Here is a 16,417-nt window from a genome sequence, read left to right as displayed (position 1 = left end):
AAGGTCCGACGATGTCGCGTGTGCGACCGACCTGGTTCGGCCCGGCCGACCGTCCGCTGTTCGGCGTGGTCCACACCCCGTCCGGCGACACCGCGCGCGGCGGCGTGGTCCTGTGCCCGCCGATGGGCAAGGAGCACATGGACACCTACCGCGGCATGAAGATGCTCGCGCAGCAGCTGGCCGACGCCGGCTACCTGGTGTTGCGCTTCGACTATGCGGGCGTGGGTGATTCGGCCGACGACCAGCGCGAGCCCGACGCCGTGGACGGGTGGCTGTGGAGCATCGAGCAGGCCGTGCAGATGGTCCGCGACACCGGGTGCGGCCCGGTGTCCGCCGTCGGCCTGCGTGCCGGCGCCCTGCTCCTCGACCGCGCGGCCGAGCGACTCGGCCCGCTGTCCACCGTGGTGCTGTGGGATCCGGTGGCCAGGGGCCGCTCGTACGTGCGGGAGCAGCAGGCGTTCTACCGACTCGGGGTGGGCGGCGATCATGCCGAGACGGCGGACGACTCCGTCGTCGAGACCATCGGACAGTCGCTGCACGCCGACGCCGCCCGCGCGCTGTCCGGGCTCGAACTGTCCGCGGACGCGTCGGGCGTGGATCGGTGGGTCGTCGCACTGCGCGAGGGCGGGTCGTCGACCCGCATCCAGCGCACCGTGGACGCCGCCGGAGCATCCGTGCTCGAAGTGCCCGGCATGGAGCAGTTCGTCACGCCCGCAAGCTTTCTGGTGCCCATTCCGTCGAAGGCGATCGACGCGATCGTCGCGCAGCTCGAGTCCGGTGAGCCGGCCCGGCATCCGGTGACGTTCACCCCCGTCACCGCCGCCACCGTGGTCGGCGGCGACGGCACTGCGGTGATCGAACACATCGAATCCATCGGACCGGAAGGGCTGTTCGGCATCCGCTCCGTTCCCGTCGATGCGGCACCGGAAGCCGGGAAGTCGGTCGTGTTCTGCGCGACGGCCAATGACACTCGCATCGGGCCCGCCCGGCTCTGGGTGGAGCTCGCGCGCGACGCCGCTGCGGCCGGTGTGGTCGCGTTGCGGTTCGACCGCCGCGGCACCGGGGAGAGCGCGGCGGTGGAGGCCGACGAGCACACGCCCATCTACTCCGAGCAGAGCGCCGCGGACGTCCTGACCGCGACCCGCGCGGCGAACACCGACGTCGAGCGCGTCGTGCTGGCCGGCATCTGCTCCGGATCGTGGAACGCGGCCTACGCCGCCTCCGAGCTCGGTGCGGGCGGGGTGGTCATGGTCAACGCGATCGCCTGGAGCTGGCGACGCAAGAAGTCCGCTCAGGGACGCGTCGTTCCCGAGGACATGGGCGTTCCGCGCTCGGACCCCGCGTGGCAGAAGACGCCGCGCGCCCGCGTCAAAGCGGCTCTGCAGAACCATCTTCCGTACCCGGCCTGGCGTGAGCTCGGTCGGCGTGGGGTCACGCAGGTGCCCGAGGTGATGCTGCGCACGCTCATGGACCGGGGCATCGAGACCACCGTGGTCCTCGCTCCGCCGGATCAGCGCTGGTTCGACGATCAGCGCGGACCCGACGGCATGAAGCGCCTCGCCCGCCGCGGGGCCACCCCGGCCATCGTGTCGGTCGACGCCGGCGATCACTCCGGGTATCACGGAGTCATGCGTCGGGAAATCAGTCGTCAGGTACTCGCGTCCGTGTCCGCTCCGGCCGACTCGCGCTCATGAGCGGTGCACCGGTGGATCGGCGGCGACTCTTCACCGCCGGTCTGGCCGCGGCGGCGTCGTTGCCGGTCATCGCGGCCTGTTCCCGGAGCGACGACTCGGCCGAGTCGGCCCAGTTCTCCTCGCCGAACGTCACGGACATGCCGTCGGCCCGCAACGTCAAGGACTTCGGCGCGGTGGGCGACGGCGAGGCGGACGACACCGCGGCCGTGGCCGCCGCGTTCGACGTGACCGGTCCGGTGGCGGTGTACTTCCCCGGCGGCACGTACCGCGTGACGGCGTGGCCGGAGATGGAGAACTACGCGGCGATCTCCGGCGACGGCGCGGATGTCACCACCGTCTTCTACGAGGGCGACGACACCCTGCTCGAGCTCCGCGACAAGCAGCGCATCAACTTTCGGCGCATGGGCTTCTACTTCACCGGGGAGAACGTCACGGGAATCCGGCTGTCCGGATGCTTCCGGTGTTCGTTCGACGCGGTGACCATCCGCGGCAACCACACCTCGTCCAACTTCCCGCAGTTCGTGAATCAGAACGGTGTGGTGCTCGACGAGAACACCGGCGGCACCATGTTCGTCAACTCCGACATCAACAACTTCGGGGTGGGGCTCACCACGGCGTGCATCCAGAACTACCTCACGTCCTCGAAGCTCACGAGCAACCGCATCGGTGTGCTCGGCACGGGCGGCGACTTCAACGCGGGTCTGTCGATCACCAACTCCGAGTTCGTCTCCGACAACGATCCGCGGACCACCGACCGCCACCTGGTGGTCGACGGACCGTCCAACGACTTCTGGCTGACCAACGTGTGGTTCGAGGGCGCGGAGGTCGCGATGTCCATCGGCGCGGCCGGCCAGGGCGGACCGTCGCAGTTCGGTCTGCTCAACTGCAAGGTGTCCGCGCGGACCACGTGCATCGAGTTGATCTACTGCCGTCAGCCGTACCTGTCGAACATCATCTTCGACGCGGACCCCGGCTTCGCCCCGGCGGAGATGACCATCGACCCCGAGTTCGTGGCGACGGGCACCGCGATCAACCTGATTTCTACCATCAACGACGACGTCGACGGGTCCGTCTTCCCCGACGACTGGAACGTCATCGGCCGCGGCACCGCGTCGGGTCCGACGTTCACCAGCACCGTCGTCACCCGCGCGTCGGCCGGGGGAGGCGACCTCCTGCAGGCGCAGGCCCCGGACGGCGCCGTGACGGCGGCGGTGCTCTCGTCGGGGGCGTTCCTGTCCGACCGCGCGGAGGCCGGCGTCGTGCTCAAGGACGAGAACGACGGGTACTGGCGGTTGACCGTCGGCACCGACGGTTCGCTGGGCACCGCGCCGTTGGGCAACACTCGGCCGTCCTGATCGCACACCGAGTACTACTCGGCGTAGCAGGCTAGAGTGTCCCCGTGCCCACGCCCATCGACGCGACCTCCGGTCTGCGTGGGGCGGCGGTCGGCACGCTCTCGGCCCTGGTCACCGCCGCTGCGCACCAGGCCGGCGGCGGGATGTCCGCGTCGACCTCGGCCCTGGTTCTTCTCGTCGCGGTGTGCGGGGCCGTGGGTGCGGTGGCGTCGACGTCGGTGTTCTCCGACTCTCGGGAACGGCCCGCGTTTCATCTGATGTCAGTGCTCGCGGTCGCCCAGATCCTCGGTCACGCGATGCTGACCGTGGTCGACGGCCATCATCACGGTCCGTTGCTCACCGATCGGATGACCGCGAGCCACGTCACGGCGATCGTGCTGGGCGCATTCGTGATTCGCGCCGCGGAGCACGGAGTTCGCCGGGCTGCCTCCCTGATGCGTCGGGTGCTGCCGGTCCTGGTGGCCGTGATCGTCGAACGCGACGACGCGAGCACGTCCCTCCCGCCCTACCGCGCGCCCGTCGCGCGCGGAATCGTCGACCTGTCCGGGTGCGGAACCCGCGGTCCCCCCGTTTCCTGCTGATCCGAGTCCTTCCCGCGCCTGCGCATCGTGCAGGTGCGGTTTCTCGGCGCGTCGTCACCGGCGCGCCGCACTCCGGCACAGGAACGAGACACCCATGTCCGCACCCGACCTCGAGCGCGATTTCGCGCCGCCGAGCGCCCCTCCTCGGAGCTGGCGCCCGCTGATCCTTCGACTGCACTTCTACGCGGCGATTCTCGTCGCGCCGTTCATCCTTCTCGCCACCCTCAGCGGGGGCCTCTACGCCGTGGCCCCCACCCTCGAACAGCTCGTGTATCGCGACTACCTGCACGTCGAGTCGACCGGACCCTCGGTGCCCGTCTCCCAGCAGATCGAGGTGGCCCGCGCCGAACGACCCGATCTGACCGTCACCGGCGTCCGTCCCGCGACCGACCCCGGCGAGACGACGCGCGTCCTGTTCACCGATCCCGGCCTGGGGGAATCGGAGAAGCTCGCCGTCTTCGTCGATCCCGTCACCGCGCAGTCCGTGGGCGAGCTGGCGGTCTACGGATCCTCCAGCGCCCTCCCGCTGCGCACCTGGATCAGCGAGTTGCACCGACACCTGCACCTCGGTGAGCCCGGCCGGCTCTACTCCGAGTTGGCCGCGTCGTGGCTGTGGGTCATCGCTCTCGGCGGCGTCTACCTGTGGTTCGAGCGGTCCCGACGCCGGAAGACATCGCTGCTGAGCATCGACCGGACGGCCACCGGCCGCGGCCGCACCCTGAACCGGCACGGGGTGGTGGGCACGGGGATCGCCGTCGGGCTGATCTTCCTGTCCGCGACCGGGCTGACCTGGTCGACGTACGCCGGGTCGAACGTGACCGAGCTGCGTTCGTCGCTGAGCTGGAACGCGACCCCGGTGGCTACCGCGGTGGGTGGTGCGGGCCAGGCGATGGACCACGCCGGGCACGAGGGGCACGGCTCGATGTCCGCGGGTGCGAGTGATCCTCTCGCGCTGGAGACCTCGATCGCCGCCGTCGACACGGCCCTCGACGTCGCCGCCGCGAACGGGATCGACGGGAAGGTCGAGGTGAGCGTTCCCGACGCGTCCGACACCGCGATCACGGTGGCGCAGACGCGGCAACCGTGGGTGCTGAGCAACAACTCGATCGCGATCGATCCGGTGAGCGGCAGTGTCGTCGACACCCAGTGGTTCGCGGACTGGCCGATCATGGCGAAACTCGCCGCGTGGGGCATCCAGCTGCACATGGGCACGCTCTTCGGGGTGGCCAATCAGCTCGCGCTGCTGGCGCTCGCGATCGCGCTCGGCACGGTGATCGTGCGCGGCTATCTGATGTGGTGGCAGCGTCGGCCCACGCGCACGGCCGGGGTGGTGGGTCGGCCGCCGGTGCGCGGCGGATGGCGACGGGTGCCGCCGCTGGGGCTGGTTGCGCTCGGCGTGAGCGCCGCGGTGGTGGGATGGTTCGTCCCGCTGCTCGGGGCGTCGTCGGTGGCGTTTCTGATGATCGACGTCGTGGTCCAGCGTTGTCGCCACTGATACCCCCGGGGGTATGTACGATGGAGTTTCCGAACGAAAGGTTCTCCCATGTGTCAGCGAGTCACCTGCTCGTCGTGCGGCAAGGCGACGTGGACCGGTTGCGGTCAGCACGTGGACAGCGTGATGGCGTCGGTACCCGTATCGCGCCGCTGCTCGTGCCCGCCGGCTCCCCGCCGCTCGCTCCGTTCGCTCTTCCGCCGTTCCCCCGATCAAGGAGATTCACTGTGAACATCGCCCTCGCCACCACCCTCACCGGCACCGATTTCGACGCCGCCGTCCAGAAGACCAAGGACGCGCTCACCGAGCAGGGGTTCGGCATTCTCACCGAGATCGACATGCAGGCGACGCTCAAGGCCAAGCTCGACGAGGACATGGAGCGCTACCTCATCCTCGGCGCCTGCAACCCGTCGCTCGCGCACCGTGCGGTCGGCGTCATGCGGCAGATCGGGTTGCTGCTGCCGTGCAACGTCGTGGTGCGGGAAGGGGCCGAGGGCGCGGTGATCGTCGAGGCGATGAACCCGGCGATCATGGTCGAGGTGACGGGTGAGGCGGGACTGTCCGACGTCGCCGCCGAGGCCACCACCAAGCTCGAAGCGGCCATCGCCGCGCTCGCCTGAATTCTGCTGGAGGACAACATGGTCGGCGACGACGACAGCATTGCCCTGGTCCTCAACCGCCTCCGCCGTGCCCACGGGCAGCTGGCCGGGGTGATCGGGATGATCGAGGACGGCCGCGACTGCAAGGACGTGGTCACCCAGCTCGCCGCGGTGTCGCGCGCGCTCGACCGGGCGGGATTCAAGATCGTCGCCACCGGGTTGCGGGAGTGCATGACCGGGGCGGGGGCGGACGGGAAGGAGCCGATGAGCGAGGCGGAGTTGGAGAAGTTGTTCCTCGCCTTGGCGTGAGGGGTTTCCCCGCCCCCGCTCCCCGCGCACCCCGCGCACCCCGCGCACCCTGCAGCAACACGCGCACCGTGCACGGTGCGCAGAGCGCTGAAGGGTGCGCGGGGGCGAGGCGAGCGCCCGACGGATCAGCCGAGCAGCTCGTTCATCCGCTCGATCTCGGCGTTCTGCGTGTCCACGATGGTGCGGGCCAACTCGATCGCGTCCGCGTTGGCGCCGTCCTCGATCTCGGTCTCGGCCATGGTGACCGCGCCCTCGTGGTGCTCGATCATCATGGTCAACCACTCGCGGTCGAATGCGGCGCCCTCGAGCGACATGAGCGAATCCATGTCCTCGGCGGACATCATGCCCATGCCGGAGCCGTGGTCCATCCCGCCCATCGAGCCGTGGTCCATCCCGCCCATCGAGCCGTGGTCCATGTCCTCCATCGAGCCCATGTCGGCGGACGGTGCGGGCTGACCCCACGCGTCGAGCCAGGTGGTGAACTGCTCCATCTCGGAGTTCTGGGCTGCGGTGATCTCGTCGGCGAGCGCCACGACGTCGGGGTTCGTGGTCCGGCCGTCGACCATGTCCGCCATCTCGACCGCCTGCGCGTGGTGCGGGTACATCATCGTGGCGAACATGACGTCGGCGTCGTTGAACTGGGCCGACTCGTCCGCCGAATCCGAGGACTGCATCGACGTCTCGGCGCCGGCGGGTGCGGACGATTCAGTCGCGTCGCTGCAGCCGGCAACGAGCAGAACGCTGAACGCGGCCGCGGCAAGAGTGGTGACGGTCTTGTGGGTGGTGCGCATGGGTGTGCTCCTGAATGAGGTGTGGGTACGTGGACTCGTCGGAGCTGTGTGCTCCGAGAGGGTCCGTCACACCCGCAGGAGAACCGATCGATCCAGCTCGGGCACCGAGGGCGGTGGGGCTCGTTCGAGGACCGCGTCGGTGCAGGCCGCGTGGTTCGCCGGGACCGCGGCGGCGAGGTCGATGATCGCGGTGAGCGGCGGCGGCACCAGTCCGGGCCACGACGCGGTGGTCGCTACGCAGGGGTGCATGCCGTGGTGGGCGCCGGGATCGTGGTCGCCGCCGATGTGGTCGTGCTCGACGTGAACGGGCACGGAATGGTGATGGGTGTCGTGGGGCTGCGCGTGGGCCGACGGGACCATCGCCACCGAGTGCATGAGCACGACGCCGAGGACACTGGCGAAGATCAGCACGAGAGTGGGCACGACGGGTCGCCGGAGGGCGATGTTCCGCGGTGCGTTCACGTTTCCACCGTAACAACAGGTACCCCCGGAGGGTATACCGGCCACACCCCGCGCACCGTCCAGCGAGACGCGCAGACTGCACGGTGCGCAGAGCGCTGGAGGGTGCGCGGGGGGCGAAAGACTACAGAACGCCCAGATTCTGCCCCGTCACCTGACCGGTGTTGGAGATCGCCAGCCGCCAACTCCGACCGTCGGGCGACTTCACGATCGGCCCTCCCCCGGCCGAGACCAGCTTCCCGCGCCCCAGCACCGACCATCCCGGCGGGAACGTCGCCAACAGGAAGTCCGCACCCTGGCTGGTGATGAGGTTGACCGCGGTCCCCTCGGCGACGTGGGTCGCGTTGATGCGGATCAGCTGCGGCGTGGCCTGCTGGTCCGAGTCGAAGATGACGTTGGCCAGGTAGGGCTGGCGGCAGTGCTGCAGGTCGAGGCAGATGGCGCGGGCGGCGACCTTGCAGTTCACCATGCCGAACTGAGACGGTCCGCCGACCCCGGCCCGACCGATGGTGAGCGCGTTGGCGGCGCCCTCGAACCACACGTTGGTCAGCCACCACCCGTTGGCGCGGCCGTCCACCGCGATGTGCGTGGACGTGGTGTTGGGGTTGATGTCGGAGGTGAACTCCGAGTTGGCGATCGACATACCCGACGCGAAATTGTTGCCGGTTCCCAGCAACCCGATGTAGTTGGTCGTGAACTTGGTGTTCGCGATGTACGACTGGATGGCCGTCGTGGACATCCCGGTGCCGAAGTTGTTGATGTCGCAGTTGACGAAGGAGGTGCCGCCCGTGTTGTTGATGAGCGCGATTCCGGTCTGCCCCAGGAATCGCGGGTAGCTCGTCCCGGTGTGGTTGCCGCGGAACAGGATCGAGTCGAACGAGCACCGGAAGCACTGATCGAGCTGCACCACCAGCGACGGCGCCACCGTGGAGAAGAACCCCATGTTCTTGAACGCGACGCGCTGTCGGTTCTTCAGGGTGATCAACGTGCCCGTCGTGGTGTGCACGATGGTGGTGAGATCCGCGCCCGCACCGAAGATCGTGGAGAAACTGGCGAACGCCGGAAGCCGGGTCACTCGGTAAATGCCGGGCGGAAAATAGAGCGGTCGTTTTTGTTGCTCGGCCACCACATTGGCGGCAGCAATGGCGGCGGTGTCGTCGGCGCGATCGTCACCGCGAGCATTGAACGGGGCCGCTTTCACGTTCACCCATCCGACCAATGGCGTCAGATCACCTTCGCCGGCCATCAAGGCGATATTCGAATCACCCACGGGAGCCGATCGGGTGGCACCCCCGGCGGCGAACGCCGCCGTTCCGATACCCGCGGCCACGCCCCCCGCCAGGAGCGACCGCCGACCGAATGTGTTGTTGGGGTCGATATTCCGTTTCCGCACGACCGTGCCTTTCCTCTGGTGTGTGATCCCCGCCTCGACGCACAGTAAGCAGCAACCGTGACGAAAACATCGACGACGCGCCGAGGAAAACCCCAGCTCGACGCGTCGGGAACGCTCACCGAACAAAAAGTGTCAATGCCTTTCGGCGACAACGACGGTCGATAAGAAACGCAATGTCTGCGAATGCGCGCAGAATCGAACACCAGGTCATCGGAAGAGATCGACCCGAGCGAGAAACCGGCGATTTACTCGCCCGTGCGGACAACTCGGGCGAGAGGACCGAATCGAAATTTTCTGGTGATTCAGGCCGCTCCGAGGACCCATCGGGGCCGGGTCCACACCTGCCAGTACTCGAGGAGCTCGAACCCGAGACCGGTGTACAGCGGCAGGCCGTCGGGAGAGGAGAGGCCCAGACACGGCACCGAGCCGCGGTGGGCCGCGTCGATCGCCAGGGTGCCGGTGGTCAGACGTGACCCGTAGCCGGCTCGACGACGACCCGGCAGCGTCGCTACCGTCCACCCGGATCCGGCGCCCTCCGTTCGGCACATCAGAGCGCAGGCGACGAGAACGCCGTCGTCGTCCTGGAGACCGGTGAACAGGGTGTCCTCGCGGGCGAGCATGTCCTCCGAATAGGCCAGCGCCGCGACCTCGGGGCCGACGCCGAACGCGGCCGACGCGAGCGCCTGTGCCTCGGGAAGCAGGTCCGCCGTGAGCTCGCGCACACCCGGATCCGCGTCGTAATCGCCGGTGGGGGTGCCCACGAAAGGCATCGCCATGATGCTGACCCACCCCTTGTCGGCGAGAACCTGCGCGGCCGACAGTCCGCGGCCGGCCAGCATCACCAGCGTGGGGATGCGGGCTCCGTGCACGGACTCCACGATGTCCGTGACGTGGAGTTTCACGTCACCCTCGTGCACCAGGGCCAGGTTGTAATCGGGCTGCTGCGCACCGCTCTGCGCGATCCATCCGTGGTCGTCGACCTCGTAGCGATGGTGCGCCCAGGGGGCAGTAGACCGTCCGAAGGCCTGACGCAAGGTCTCCAGCGTTGTGGTTGATGACAACAATCCGGTACGCGCGTTCACAACACATCCCATTTTCGGACCTGCGGTTTGTTACAGACTGGTATATAGTTCACCACGACCTCTTCCAAGGTCGTTCGAAGCCAGTGAGACAGAAAAACAAGCACAGGTCGACCGATGTACTCGCCGCGGGGCGCGACCAGCACGGAGTGACTGTAAGACACCGTAGGCAAGGAGTGGACCCCGTGACGCACCCGTCACTCACCCCCGAACAGGTCGTTCGTGACGTTCTGACGCGCGTCGGCCGCCTGTCCGTCGATGCCACCACCGTGGAACCGGACACCGACCTCTTCGACGTGGGCATGAACTCGCACGCCAGTGTCAACGTGATGGTCGAACTCGAAGACGCCCTGGAGATCGAATTTCCCGACGCCATGCTGCGTCGTTCGACGTTCACCACCGTCGCCAACATCGTCGATGCCCTCGATCGCATGGGCGTCTCGTCCGAGGTTCAGGACGAGCAGAGCCCGGTGACGGCGAGCGAGCCCGTCTGATGACCACCGGAGAGATGGACGCAGTGCGTCGGGAGGGGGCGGAGGCCGCATCGGCCGACGACTCCCGGCAGCCACATCCCCACAATCTTCTTCCCTGGTTCGCCCGACGCGTGGGAGCCGCTCCGGCTCCTGACCGCGGAGTTGCCCGTGCCATCCCGCTCCGTCCCCACGTTCCCGAGCGTCGCCGTCGCCTGAACCGGTGGATCGTTCTCAACCTCCCGAGCATTCTGGGCATCGGCTTCGAGTCCGTCTTCATCGTGCTGGCCCTGCTGCTCGTGCCGTTCCAGGGCAATCTGCTCGGATTGATGATCGTGGTGGTGGTCTTCACCGTCGCCCCGCAGCGCCGCCGCCAGCACCTCACACTGTCCTTGCTCGACGACCTTCCGTCGATGGGACTGATGGTCGTCACCGCGACGCTGGTGGGTGCGCTCCTGCTGGCCAGCTCCTCGAGCTTGGTCAGCACCGCGTGGATCGCGGTGGCCGTGATGGTCGCCGCCGTGATCGGACGCGGATGCGCGTACACCATCACCCGACGCCTGCACCGGTACGAGCGCTATCAGCGACGCACCGTCATCATCGGCAGCGGCGTCGTGGCCAACCGCTTGGTCGAGACCATGCGCGAGTACCCCGAGCACGGCCTCAAGCCCCATGCACTGCTCGACGATTCGCCGATGCCCGCCGCCGTGGCCAGCAACATCCCGGTCGAACCGCTCGCGAACGAGCTCCGCACCTACATCGGGCTGCACCAGATCGACACGATCGTGATCGCCTTCTCCGCGATGCGCGAATCGGCGTTGCTCTCCCTGCTGCGCGAGTGCGATCGGATGGACTGCGAGGTCTTCGTCGTTCCGCGGCTGTTCGAGTACGTCGCGGTCACCGGCGACATGGACCGGATCCACGCGATGCCGCTCGTTCGTATCCGGCGCGACGTGCACCGCTCGCTCGCGTGGCGCGTGAAGCGGGTGTTCAGCAGCGTGCTCGCCGGACTGGCGCTGTTGCTGCTGCTGCCGCTGCTCGCCACCATCGCCGCGGCGGTGTACTTCTCGGACCGTTCCGCCCCGATCCTCTTTCGTCAGATTCGCGTGAGCGGCGACGGAAAGGTGTTCCACTGCCTCAAGTTCCGCTCCATGAAGCCGGCGTCGACGGAAGAAGCCGACACCACCTGGAACATCTCCCAGGACGATCGCATCGGCATGCTCGGGCGGTTCCTGCGCAAGAGCTCCCTCGACGAACTACCTCAGCTGTGGAACGTGCTGGTGGGCGACATGGACCTCGTCGGCCCGCGCCCCGAGCGCCCGCACTTCGTGGACAAGTTCACCACCGAGATTCCGGGATACTCGGCGCGACATCGCGTTCCGGGCGGGCTGACCGGGTGGGCCGCCGTTCACGGCCTGCGCGGGGACACCTCGCTGCGCGACCGCGCGCTCTACGACAATTACTACATCGAGAACTGGAGCCTGTGGCTCGACGTGAAGATTCTTCTTCGCACGGTTCTCGCCGTACTGCGACGAACCGGCGGTTAGTTGAATGACGTTCCGCCGTTTTCTCACGGCGATGGTGATTCTCGTGGCGGCGTTCATCGCCGCCGGTTGGCCGGTCTACGTACAACCCCAGGTGGATCCCCTTCGCCAGGCCGACGCCGTCGTGGTGCTCGGTGGTCATCCCTACGGTCGGTTCCACTACGGGATCGACATCGCCGAACAGGGCTATGCCCCGACCGTGTTGATCTCGAACTCGGTGGGCGCGGACGACGTTCGGATGCAGCAGATCTGCGAGGGCGAGTACACCGTCAGCGTCTCGTGCTTTCTTCCCGAGCCCTACTCCACCAAGGGCGAGGCTCAGGAGATCCGGCGACAGGCAGAGGCGAACGGATGGGAGCACATCATCGTGGTCACCTACGTTCCGCACCTGTCGCGTTCGCGCTACATCGTCCAGCAGTGCTTCGACGGAGAGGTGACCATGTCGCCGAATCCGTACGACGTGGGCTTGGAAGAATGGGCATTCGGCTACGTCTATCAGACGGCCGGATACATCAGAGCTGCACTCGATTCCGAGTGCTAGCGCGCGGGCCGGTTCGTCCGGCTCGTGTGCGACGTTCGACGCGAACGCCGTAGTTCGGCGTCACCGGTAGCGGTGACGCCGTCGGGGGCTACGGCGCTCGCGTCGGATGTGGGGGCGCAGCGCAATTCGCGCGCGCACCACCCGAGTGAGGGTGCCGTTGGGTCCGTCTCGCGACATCAGGGTGCCCCTGACTCCCACCGGCGCAGCACAATTCGCGCGCACCACCCGAGTGAGGGTGCCGTTCGCTCCGTCTCGCGACATCAGGGTGCCCCTGACTCCGACCGACGACCGGCGAGGGAGCGCGGGGCAGCCACCCCATGACCGACTAGAACCCCGGGATGAAAATCTGCGGCGGCGGCGGCAGTTGTATTCCGGGCGGCAGCTGGATCCCCGGCAAGCCGGGAATGATCGGAATGACCTGTTGCGGCGGCGGACCGGGGGCAGGTTGCGGCGCAGCCGGAGCGGGCGCCGGGGCCACGGGTTCCGGAGCGGGGGCCGGCGGCGGGGTGGATGACGGCGGCGGCGGAGGTGCCGCTTCGGTGGTCGGCGCCACGGACGACGGCGCGACGCTGCTGGGCGTCGCGGGCGCGGTGGTGTCGGCGGTCGCGGGCGAGGTCTCCGCCGAGCTGCCGTTACCGCCGTACCCCAACGCCAGACCGGCCGCGGCGAGCACCGCGAGCCCGACCGCCGCGATGATCGGCAGTTTCGCGCGCGCGGGCGGGCGCACATCGGCGCGCACCGGCTCGCCCTTCAACCAGGGTGGCGTATCGGCGGCACGGGGATCAACGACGTCCGAGCGCGGAACCTGGCTGTACGCCATTGTTCCCGCGGCACCGGTGCGAGGAGTGTCCGCATGATCGGCCTCGCCCGACGGGTACGACGCGTCGCTCGGCTCGACCTCGAAGTCGGCCCGCGGGCCCTCGACGCCAAACCCCTCGACTCCCAGCCCCTCGGGGCGGAACCCCTCGGCCGGCACACCCTCCGAGCCGGATCCGCCGTAGGGGGCGTAGGACCGCTCGCCCCCGTACGGCGACCCGTAGGACCGTTCACCGGCACCGTTCGACCCGGCACCGTTCGAAGCAATACCGTTCGAGCCGGCACCGTTCGACCCGAAACCAGCCGCCACCGCACCACCGACGACCACACCCCCGACCGCCGCAGCACCCCCGGAGTACCCGGCGAACCCGGATCCCCCCTCGTTGGGCGTCGCCAGCAACGCAGCCCCCTTGGCGGCGACCAGCTCGGGATCGGCGGGGGTGATGGTGCGCAGCCCCAGCCACCCGGCCAGCGTCGAGCGCACCAACGGGATGCGGGAGCCGCCGCCGATCATGATGATCGCGTCGGCCTCGCGACCGGAATCGGCGAGCACCTTGCGAGTGAGGCGCGCGGAGTGCTCGATGGGCACGGACACCATCGACTCGAAACTCTCGCGCGAGAGCAGGATGAGGCCGCCGACTCCCGGCAGGCACACGGCGCCACTGGTGGACAGTTGCTCCTTGGCTGCGCGGCAGCGCGTTTCGAACTCGCGCCCGTCGACGTCGTCGAGCCCGCCCTGCTGGCGATCGATCTGGCTGTCCCGGATGAGAGCGTCGAACATGTTGCCGCTGACGTCGAAGCTGCGCTCGGCGGCCAGAACCCGGCCGTCCTCGAGGTCCACGACGGTCACGGACAGGCCCGAGCTGCCGAGGTCGTACAGCGCCACCACCCGCAGCCCGGTGAGCTGACCGGTGCTGCGAAGGAACCGCAGCGCGGCGTGTACCTCGGGGAACAGGCGGTAGTTGGCGATGTTCTGTCGTGCCATGGCCCGGGAGACGGCACCGGCCTGGGCGTCGTCGCGGTAAGCGACGCCGGTGGCGGAGATGGCGTCGGACTCGGCCGGATCGGCGAGGATGGTGCCGATGGATTCGGCGGCGAGCTGCTCGGCCTCGTCGAACGTGGTGTCGATGGCGCGGTGACGGAAGGATGCCTCGGCGCCCACTCGCACGTCCTGTGCGGGGCGCGCGAGCCGAACCGCGCTGGTGCCCACGGACACACCGAGAACCGAACTCATGAGCCGCCTTCAGCTTGAACAGGGCCAACGCACGGTATCTGCCGCTGACTTCTCCGGCACCGAGTGTAGCCAAACCGCCTCATACACGTCACATTGCCCGTTTAGGGGCCTCGTAACATGGCGTTTCCCCGTGATCTGCACAACTCTCACAGCGAACTGCTGGACGGACCTCAGTGAGCGTAAGGCATGCGTGCCGTCTCCGGGTCCCCGTACGTCACGGCCCGTTCCCGACGCGATCCGGTGGCCAGCGTGGCGGCCCAGTTCAGCAGTGTGCCGCCGCGGTTGCGGTTCCCGGACAGGAACGCGATGTGGATGAACCCCCACGAGAGCCAGCCGGCGAATCCCGACAGGTGCACCGGACCCGCCTGCAGCAATGCGTGTCCGCGAGCGATGTACGCGGCGCTCCCCAGGTCTCGATACGTGAACGGCGAGGTGTCGCGCACCCCCGATTCCACCGTCCGCGCGATCAGCGCCCCCGCATGCCGTCCACCCTGCATGGCGACCTCGGCGACGCCCGGCAGATCGTTCAGGGCGCTGACGTCACCCACCACGTAGACGTCGGGGTGTCCGGCGACGGAGAGATCGGGCTCCACCGGAATCGCTCCCCCGTGCCCCTGCGTCACCCCCAGCGCCGACGCCAGCTCGCCCGCGAACGGCACGGCCTCGACCCCGGCGGTCCACAGCACGGTGTGAGTGCCGTACTCGGTCACCGCCGAATCGCTCTTACGCGTCACGGTCACGGAGTCGGCGCGGACATCGGTGACGTGGACGCCGAGGTGCGTCTCGACGCCCACCGTGTCCAACGTGGCCTTCGCCCGACGCGAGAGCTCCGGCGCGAACGATTCCAGCACCCGGTCACCGCCGTGGAACAGCATGACTCGGGCCTCGGAGGGATCGATCGTCCGGAACTCCTTCTCGAGCGCCCGCGTGGCGAGTTCCCGGATCTGGCCCGCGATCTCGACGCCCGTCGGACCTCCGCCGGACACGGCGAACGTCAGCCACGGTCGGCGTTCCTCGGCCGTCGGGAGTGATTCCGCCATCTCGAACGCGGTGATGAGCTTGCGACGGATCGCCAGGGCGTCGTCGACGGTCTTCATGCCGGGCGCGTGCTGGGCGAACTCCTCGTGACCGTGGTAGCTCTGGCGCATGCCGACGGCCACCACCAGGTAGTCGTACGCGAGCTCGAAGGTGCTGCCGTCCACCCGATTCGCGATCAGAACCTTGCGTTCGACATCCACGCCCGACGCTTCCCCGAGCGCCACCGAGGCGTTCTTCTGCCCGCGCAGGAGGTGGCGGAGCGGAGAGGTGATGGAACCTTCGGACAGCAGACCCGTCGCGCACTGGTAGAGCAGGGGTTGGAAGACATGGGAGGTGCCGCGATCGAGGACGGTGACGTCGACGTCGGACTTCTTCAATCGTCGTGCGGCGTAGAGGCCGCCGAATCCGCCACCGACGATCACCACGGACGGACGGACACGACGAGCAGCGAGAACCATGCAACTCATGGTTCCACGCGCGCGGCCGGTCGGCACCTAGACTCCGATGCATGCATGTCCTGTACGTCTGCACCGGCAACATCTGCCGCTCCCCCACCGCCGAACTCCTGACCACCGCCTACGCCGCGGACACGGGTATCGACGTGACGACGGAGAGTGCCGGAACCCGCGCGGTCGTGGGGCACGGGGTGGAGAAGACGGCGGCGGAGGTACTGCGTTCCTTCGGAGGCGATCCCGACGGTTTCGTGGCGCGGCGACTCACGCCGGACATAGCGGGCCGAGCCGACGTGGTGCTCACCCTCACCGCGAACCACCGCGACGCGGTGCTCACCGTCTCCCCGCGCAGCCTGCGCAAGACGTTCACCCTGCTCGAAGCGTCGGAGTTCGCGCAGCGCACCGGGAGCGCGGATCCCGCCGCCTGGTTCTCCGCGCGCGCCGCCAATCCGGTGGACAAGCTCGACATCGCCGACCCCATCGGGCAGTCGGACGCGGTGTTCACGCAGGTAGGACAGGAGATTGCGGACGCGCTCGGACCGTTGTTCGAGGTGTGGGCTCGCTGATCGG

16 protein-coding genes are annotated in these 16,417 nt (G+C 68.4%); 10 read left to right on the top strand and 6 right to left on the bottom strand.

What is annotated here, in order from left to right:
- Positions 1 to 11 precede the first annotated feature (11 nt).
- From ACY466_RS03485 to ACY466_RS03460, 6 genes are all read left to right on the top strand, one after another.
- Complete coding sequence (locus ACY466_RS03485; protein WP_463249883.1) at positions 12 to 1,694, top strand: alpha/beta hydrolase family protein; 1,683 nt, start codon at positions 12 to 14, stop codon at positions 1,692 to 1,694.
- On the top strand, positions 1,691 to 3,049 hold the full coding sequence (locus ACY466_RS03480) for a glycosyl hydrolase family 28-related protein (RefSeq protein ID WP_463249881.1): 1,359 nt from the start codon (positions 1,691 to 1,693) through the stop codon (positions 3,047 to 3,049). The genes ACY466_RS03485 and ACY466_RS03480 overlap by 4 nt, the downstream gene beginning before the upstream one ends.
- 44 nt (positions 3,050 to 3,093) lie before the next feature.
- Positions 3,094 to 3,630 (top strand): hypothetical protein, encoded by a 537-nt coding sequence (locus ACY466_RS03475; RefSeq protein WP_463249880.1) that lies wholly within the window; start codon positions 3,094 to 3,096, stop codon positions 3,628 to 3,630.
- A 94-nt stretch (positions 3,631 to 3,724) separates the two neighbouring features.
- Positions 3,725 to 5,125, top strand: coding sequence for a PepSY-associated TM helix domain-containing protein (locus ACY466_RS03470; protein WP_463249878.1), 1,401 nt, complete (start codon positions 3,725 to 3,727; stop codon positions 5,123 to 5,125).
- Positions 5,126 to 5,349: 224 nt separating this feature from the next.
- A complete protein-coding gene (locus ACY466_RS03465; RefSeq protein ID WP_463249877.1) occupies positions 5,350 to 5,742 on the top strand; it encodes a DUF302 domain-containing protein in 393 nt (130 codons plus the stop codon).
- 18 nt (positions 5,743 to 5,760) lie between these two features.
- Positions 5,761 to 6,030, top strand: a complete 270-nt coding sequence (locus tag ACY466_RS03460; RefSeq protein WP_463249876.1) for a metal-sensitive transcriptional regulator — start codon at positions 5,761 to 5,763, stop codon at positions 6,028 to 6,030.
- Between the two features lie 125 nt (positions 6,031 to 6,155).
- On the opposite strand, the gene ACY466_RS03455 is transcribed toward ACY466_RS03460, so the two are convergent.
- The 4 genes from ACY466_RS03455 to ACY466_RS03440 form a co-directional block, all read right to left on the bottom strand.
- Positions 6,156 to 6,821, bottom strand: a complete 666-nt coding sequence (locus ACY466_RS03455; protein WP_463249874.1) for a DUF305 domain-containing protein — start codon at positions 6,819 to 6,821, stop codon at positions 6,156 to 6,158.
- 66 nt (positions 6,822 to 6,887) lie between these two features.
- Positions 6,888 to 7,283, bottom strand: coding sequence for a DUF6153 family protein (locus ACY466_RS03450; RefSeq protein ID WP_463249873.1), 396 nt, complete (start codon positions 7,281 to 7,283; stop codon positions 6,888 to 6,890).
- Positions 7,284 to 7,404: 121 nt separating this feature from the next.
- A complete protein-coding gene (locus ACY466_RS03445; RefSeq protein WP_463249871.1) occupies positions 7,405 to 8,550 on the bottom strand; it encodes a glycosyl hydrolase family 28-related protein in 1,146 nt (381 codons plus the stop codon).
- A gap of 425 nt (positions 8,551 to 8,975) precedes the next feature.
- The gene (locus ACY466_RS03440; protein WP_463249870.1) at positions 8,976 to 9,734 is read right to left on the bottom strand and encodes a GNAT family N-acetyltransferase; all 759 of its coding nucleotides are present in this window, start codon (positions 9,732 to 9,734) and stop codon (positions 8,976 to 8,978) included.
- A gap of 203 nt (positions 9,735 to 9,937) precedes the next feature.
- On the opposite strand from ACY466_RS03440, the gene ACY466_RS03435 reads away from it, so the two are divergent.
- From ACY466_RS03435 to ACY466_RS03425, 3 genes are read left to right on the top strand one after another with little or no spacing between them, the layout of a single operon-like run.
- Positions 9,938 to 10,246 (top strand): acyl carrier protein, encoded by a 309-nt coding sequence (locus ACY466_RS03435; RefSeq protein ID WP_463249868.1) that lies wholly within the window; start codon positions 9,938 to 9,940, stop codon positions 10,244 to 10,246.
- A complete protein-coding gene (locus ACY466_RS03430) occupies positions 10,246 to 11,769 on the top strand; it encodes an exopolysaccharide biosynthesis polyprenyl glycosylphosphotransferase (protein ID WP_463249867.1) in 1,524 nt (507 codons plus the stop codon). The genes ACY466_RS03435 and ACY466_RS03430 overlap by 1 nt, the downstream gene beginning before the upstream one ends.
- A 4-nt stretch (positions 11,770 to 11,773) precedes the next feature.
- Positions 11,774 to 12,307, top strand: coding sequence for a YdcF family protein (locus ACY466_RS03425; protein WP_463249865.1), 534 nt, complete (start codon positions 11,774 to 11,776; stop codon positions 12,305 to 12,307).
- A 325-nt stretch (positions 12,308 to 12,632) separates the two neighbouring features.
- Here ACY466_RS03425 and ACY466_RS03420 read toward each other — a convergent pair whose 3' ends face one another.
- Positions 12,633 to 14,357 carry an Hsp70 family protein gene (locus ACY466_RS03420; RefSeq protein ID WP_463249864.1) on the bottom strand — a complete coding sequence of 575 codons (1,725 nt, stop codon included), beginning with the start codon at positions 14,355 to 14,357 and terminating at the stop codon, positions 12,633 to 12,635.
- Between the two features lie 170 nt (positions 14,358 to 14,527).
- The gene (locus tag ACY466_RS03415; RefSeq protein ID WP_463249862.1) at positions 14,528 to 15,853 is read right to left on the bottom strand and encodes an NAD(P)/FAD-dependent oxidoreductase; all 1,326 of its coding nucleotides are present in this window, start codon (positions 15,851 to 15,853) and stop codon (positions 14,528 to 14,530) included.
- A 50-nt stretch (positions 15,854 to 15,903) separates the two neighbouring features.
- Here ACY466_RS03415 and ACY466_RS03410 point away from each other — a divergent pair, with 50 nt between their 5' ends.
- Complete coding sequence (locus ACY466_RS03410) at positions 15,904 to 16,413, top strand: arsenate reductase/protein-tyrosine-phosphatase family protein (RefSeq protein ID WP_463249861.1); 510 nt, start codon at positions 15,904 to 15,906, stop codon at positions 16,411 to 16,413.
- Positions 16,414 to 16,417 lie beyond the last annotated feature (4 nt).

This window comes from Rhodococcus sp. K11/5, assembly GCF_055193735.1.
The sequence above is the reverse complement of the archived record's forward strand: the minus strand, read 5'-3'. Positions and strand labels throughout refer to the sequence as shown.

Coding starts and splice junctions, on each gene's coding strand:
- ACY466_RS03460 (WP_463249876.1), top strand. CDS start 5,761: ATGGTCGGCGACGACGACAGCATTGCCCTGGTCCTCAACCGCCTCCGC.
- ACY466_RS03410 (WP_463249861.1), top strand. CDS start 15,904: ATGCATGTCCTGTACGTCTGCACCGGCAACATCTGCCGCTCCCCCACC.
- ACY466_RS03480 (WP_463249881.1), top strand. CDS start 1,691: ATGAGCGGTGCACCGGTGGATCGGCGGCGACTCTTCACCGCCGGTCTG.
- ACY466_RS03455 (WP_463249874.1), bottom strand. CDS start 6,821: ATGCGCACCACCCACAAGACCGTCACCACTCTTGCCGCGGCCGCGTTC.
- ACY466_RS03420 (WP_463249864.1), bottom strand. CDS start 14,357: ATGAGTTCGGTTCTCGGTGTGTCCGTGGGCACCAGCGCGGTTCGGCTC.
- ACY466_RS03430 (WP_463249867.1), top strand. CDS start 10,246: ATGACCACCGGAGAGATGGACGCAGTGCGTCGGGAGGGGGCGGAGGCC.
- ACY466_RS03415 (WP_463249862.1), bottom strand. CDS start 15,853: ATGGTTCTCGCTGCTCGTCGTGTCCGTCCGTCCGTGGTGATCGTCGGT.
- ACY466_RS03470 (WP_463249878.1), top strand. CDS start 3,725: ATGTCCGCACCCGACCTCGAGCGCGATTTCGCGCCGCCGAGCGCCCCT.
- ACY466_RS03485 (WP_463249883.1), top strand. CDS start 12: ATGTCGCGTGTGCGACCGACCTGGTTCGGCCCGGCCGACCGTCCGCTG.
- ACY466_RS03425 (WP_463249865.1), top strand. CDS start 11,774: ATGACGTTCCGCCGTTTTCTCACGGCGATGGTGATTCTCGTGGCGGCG.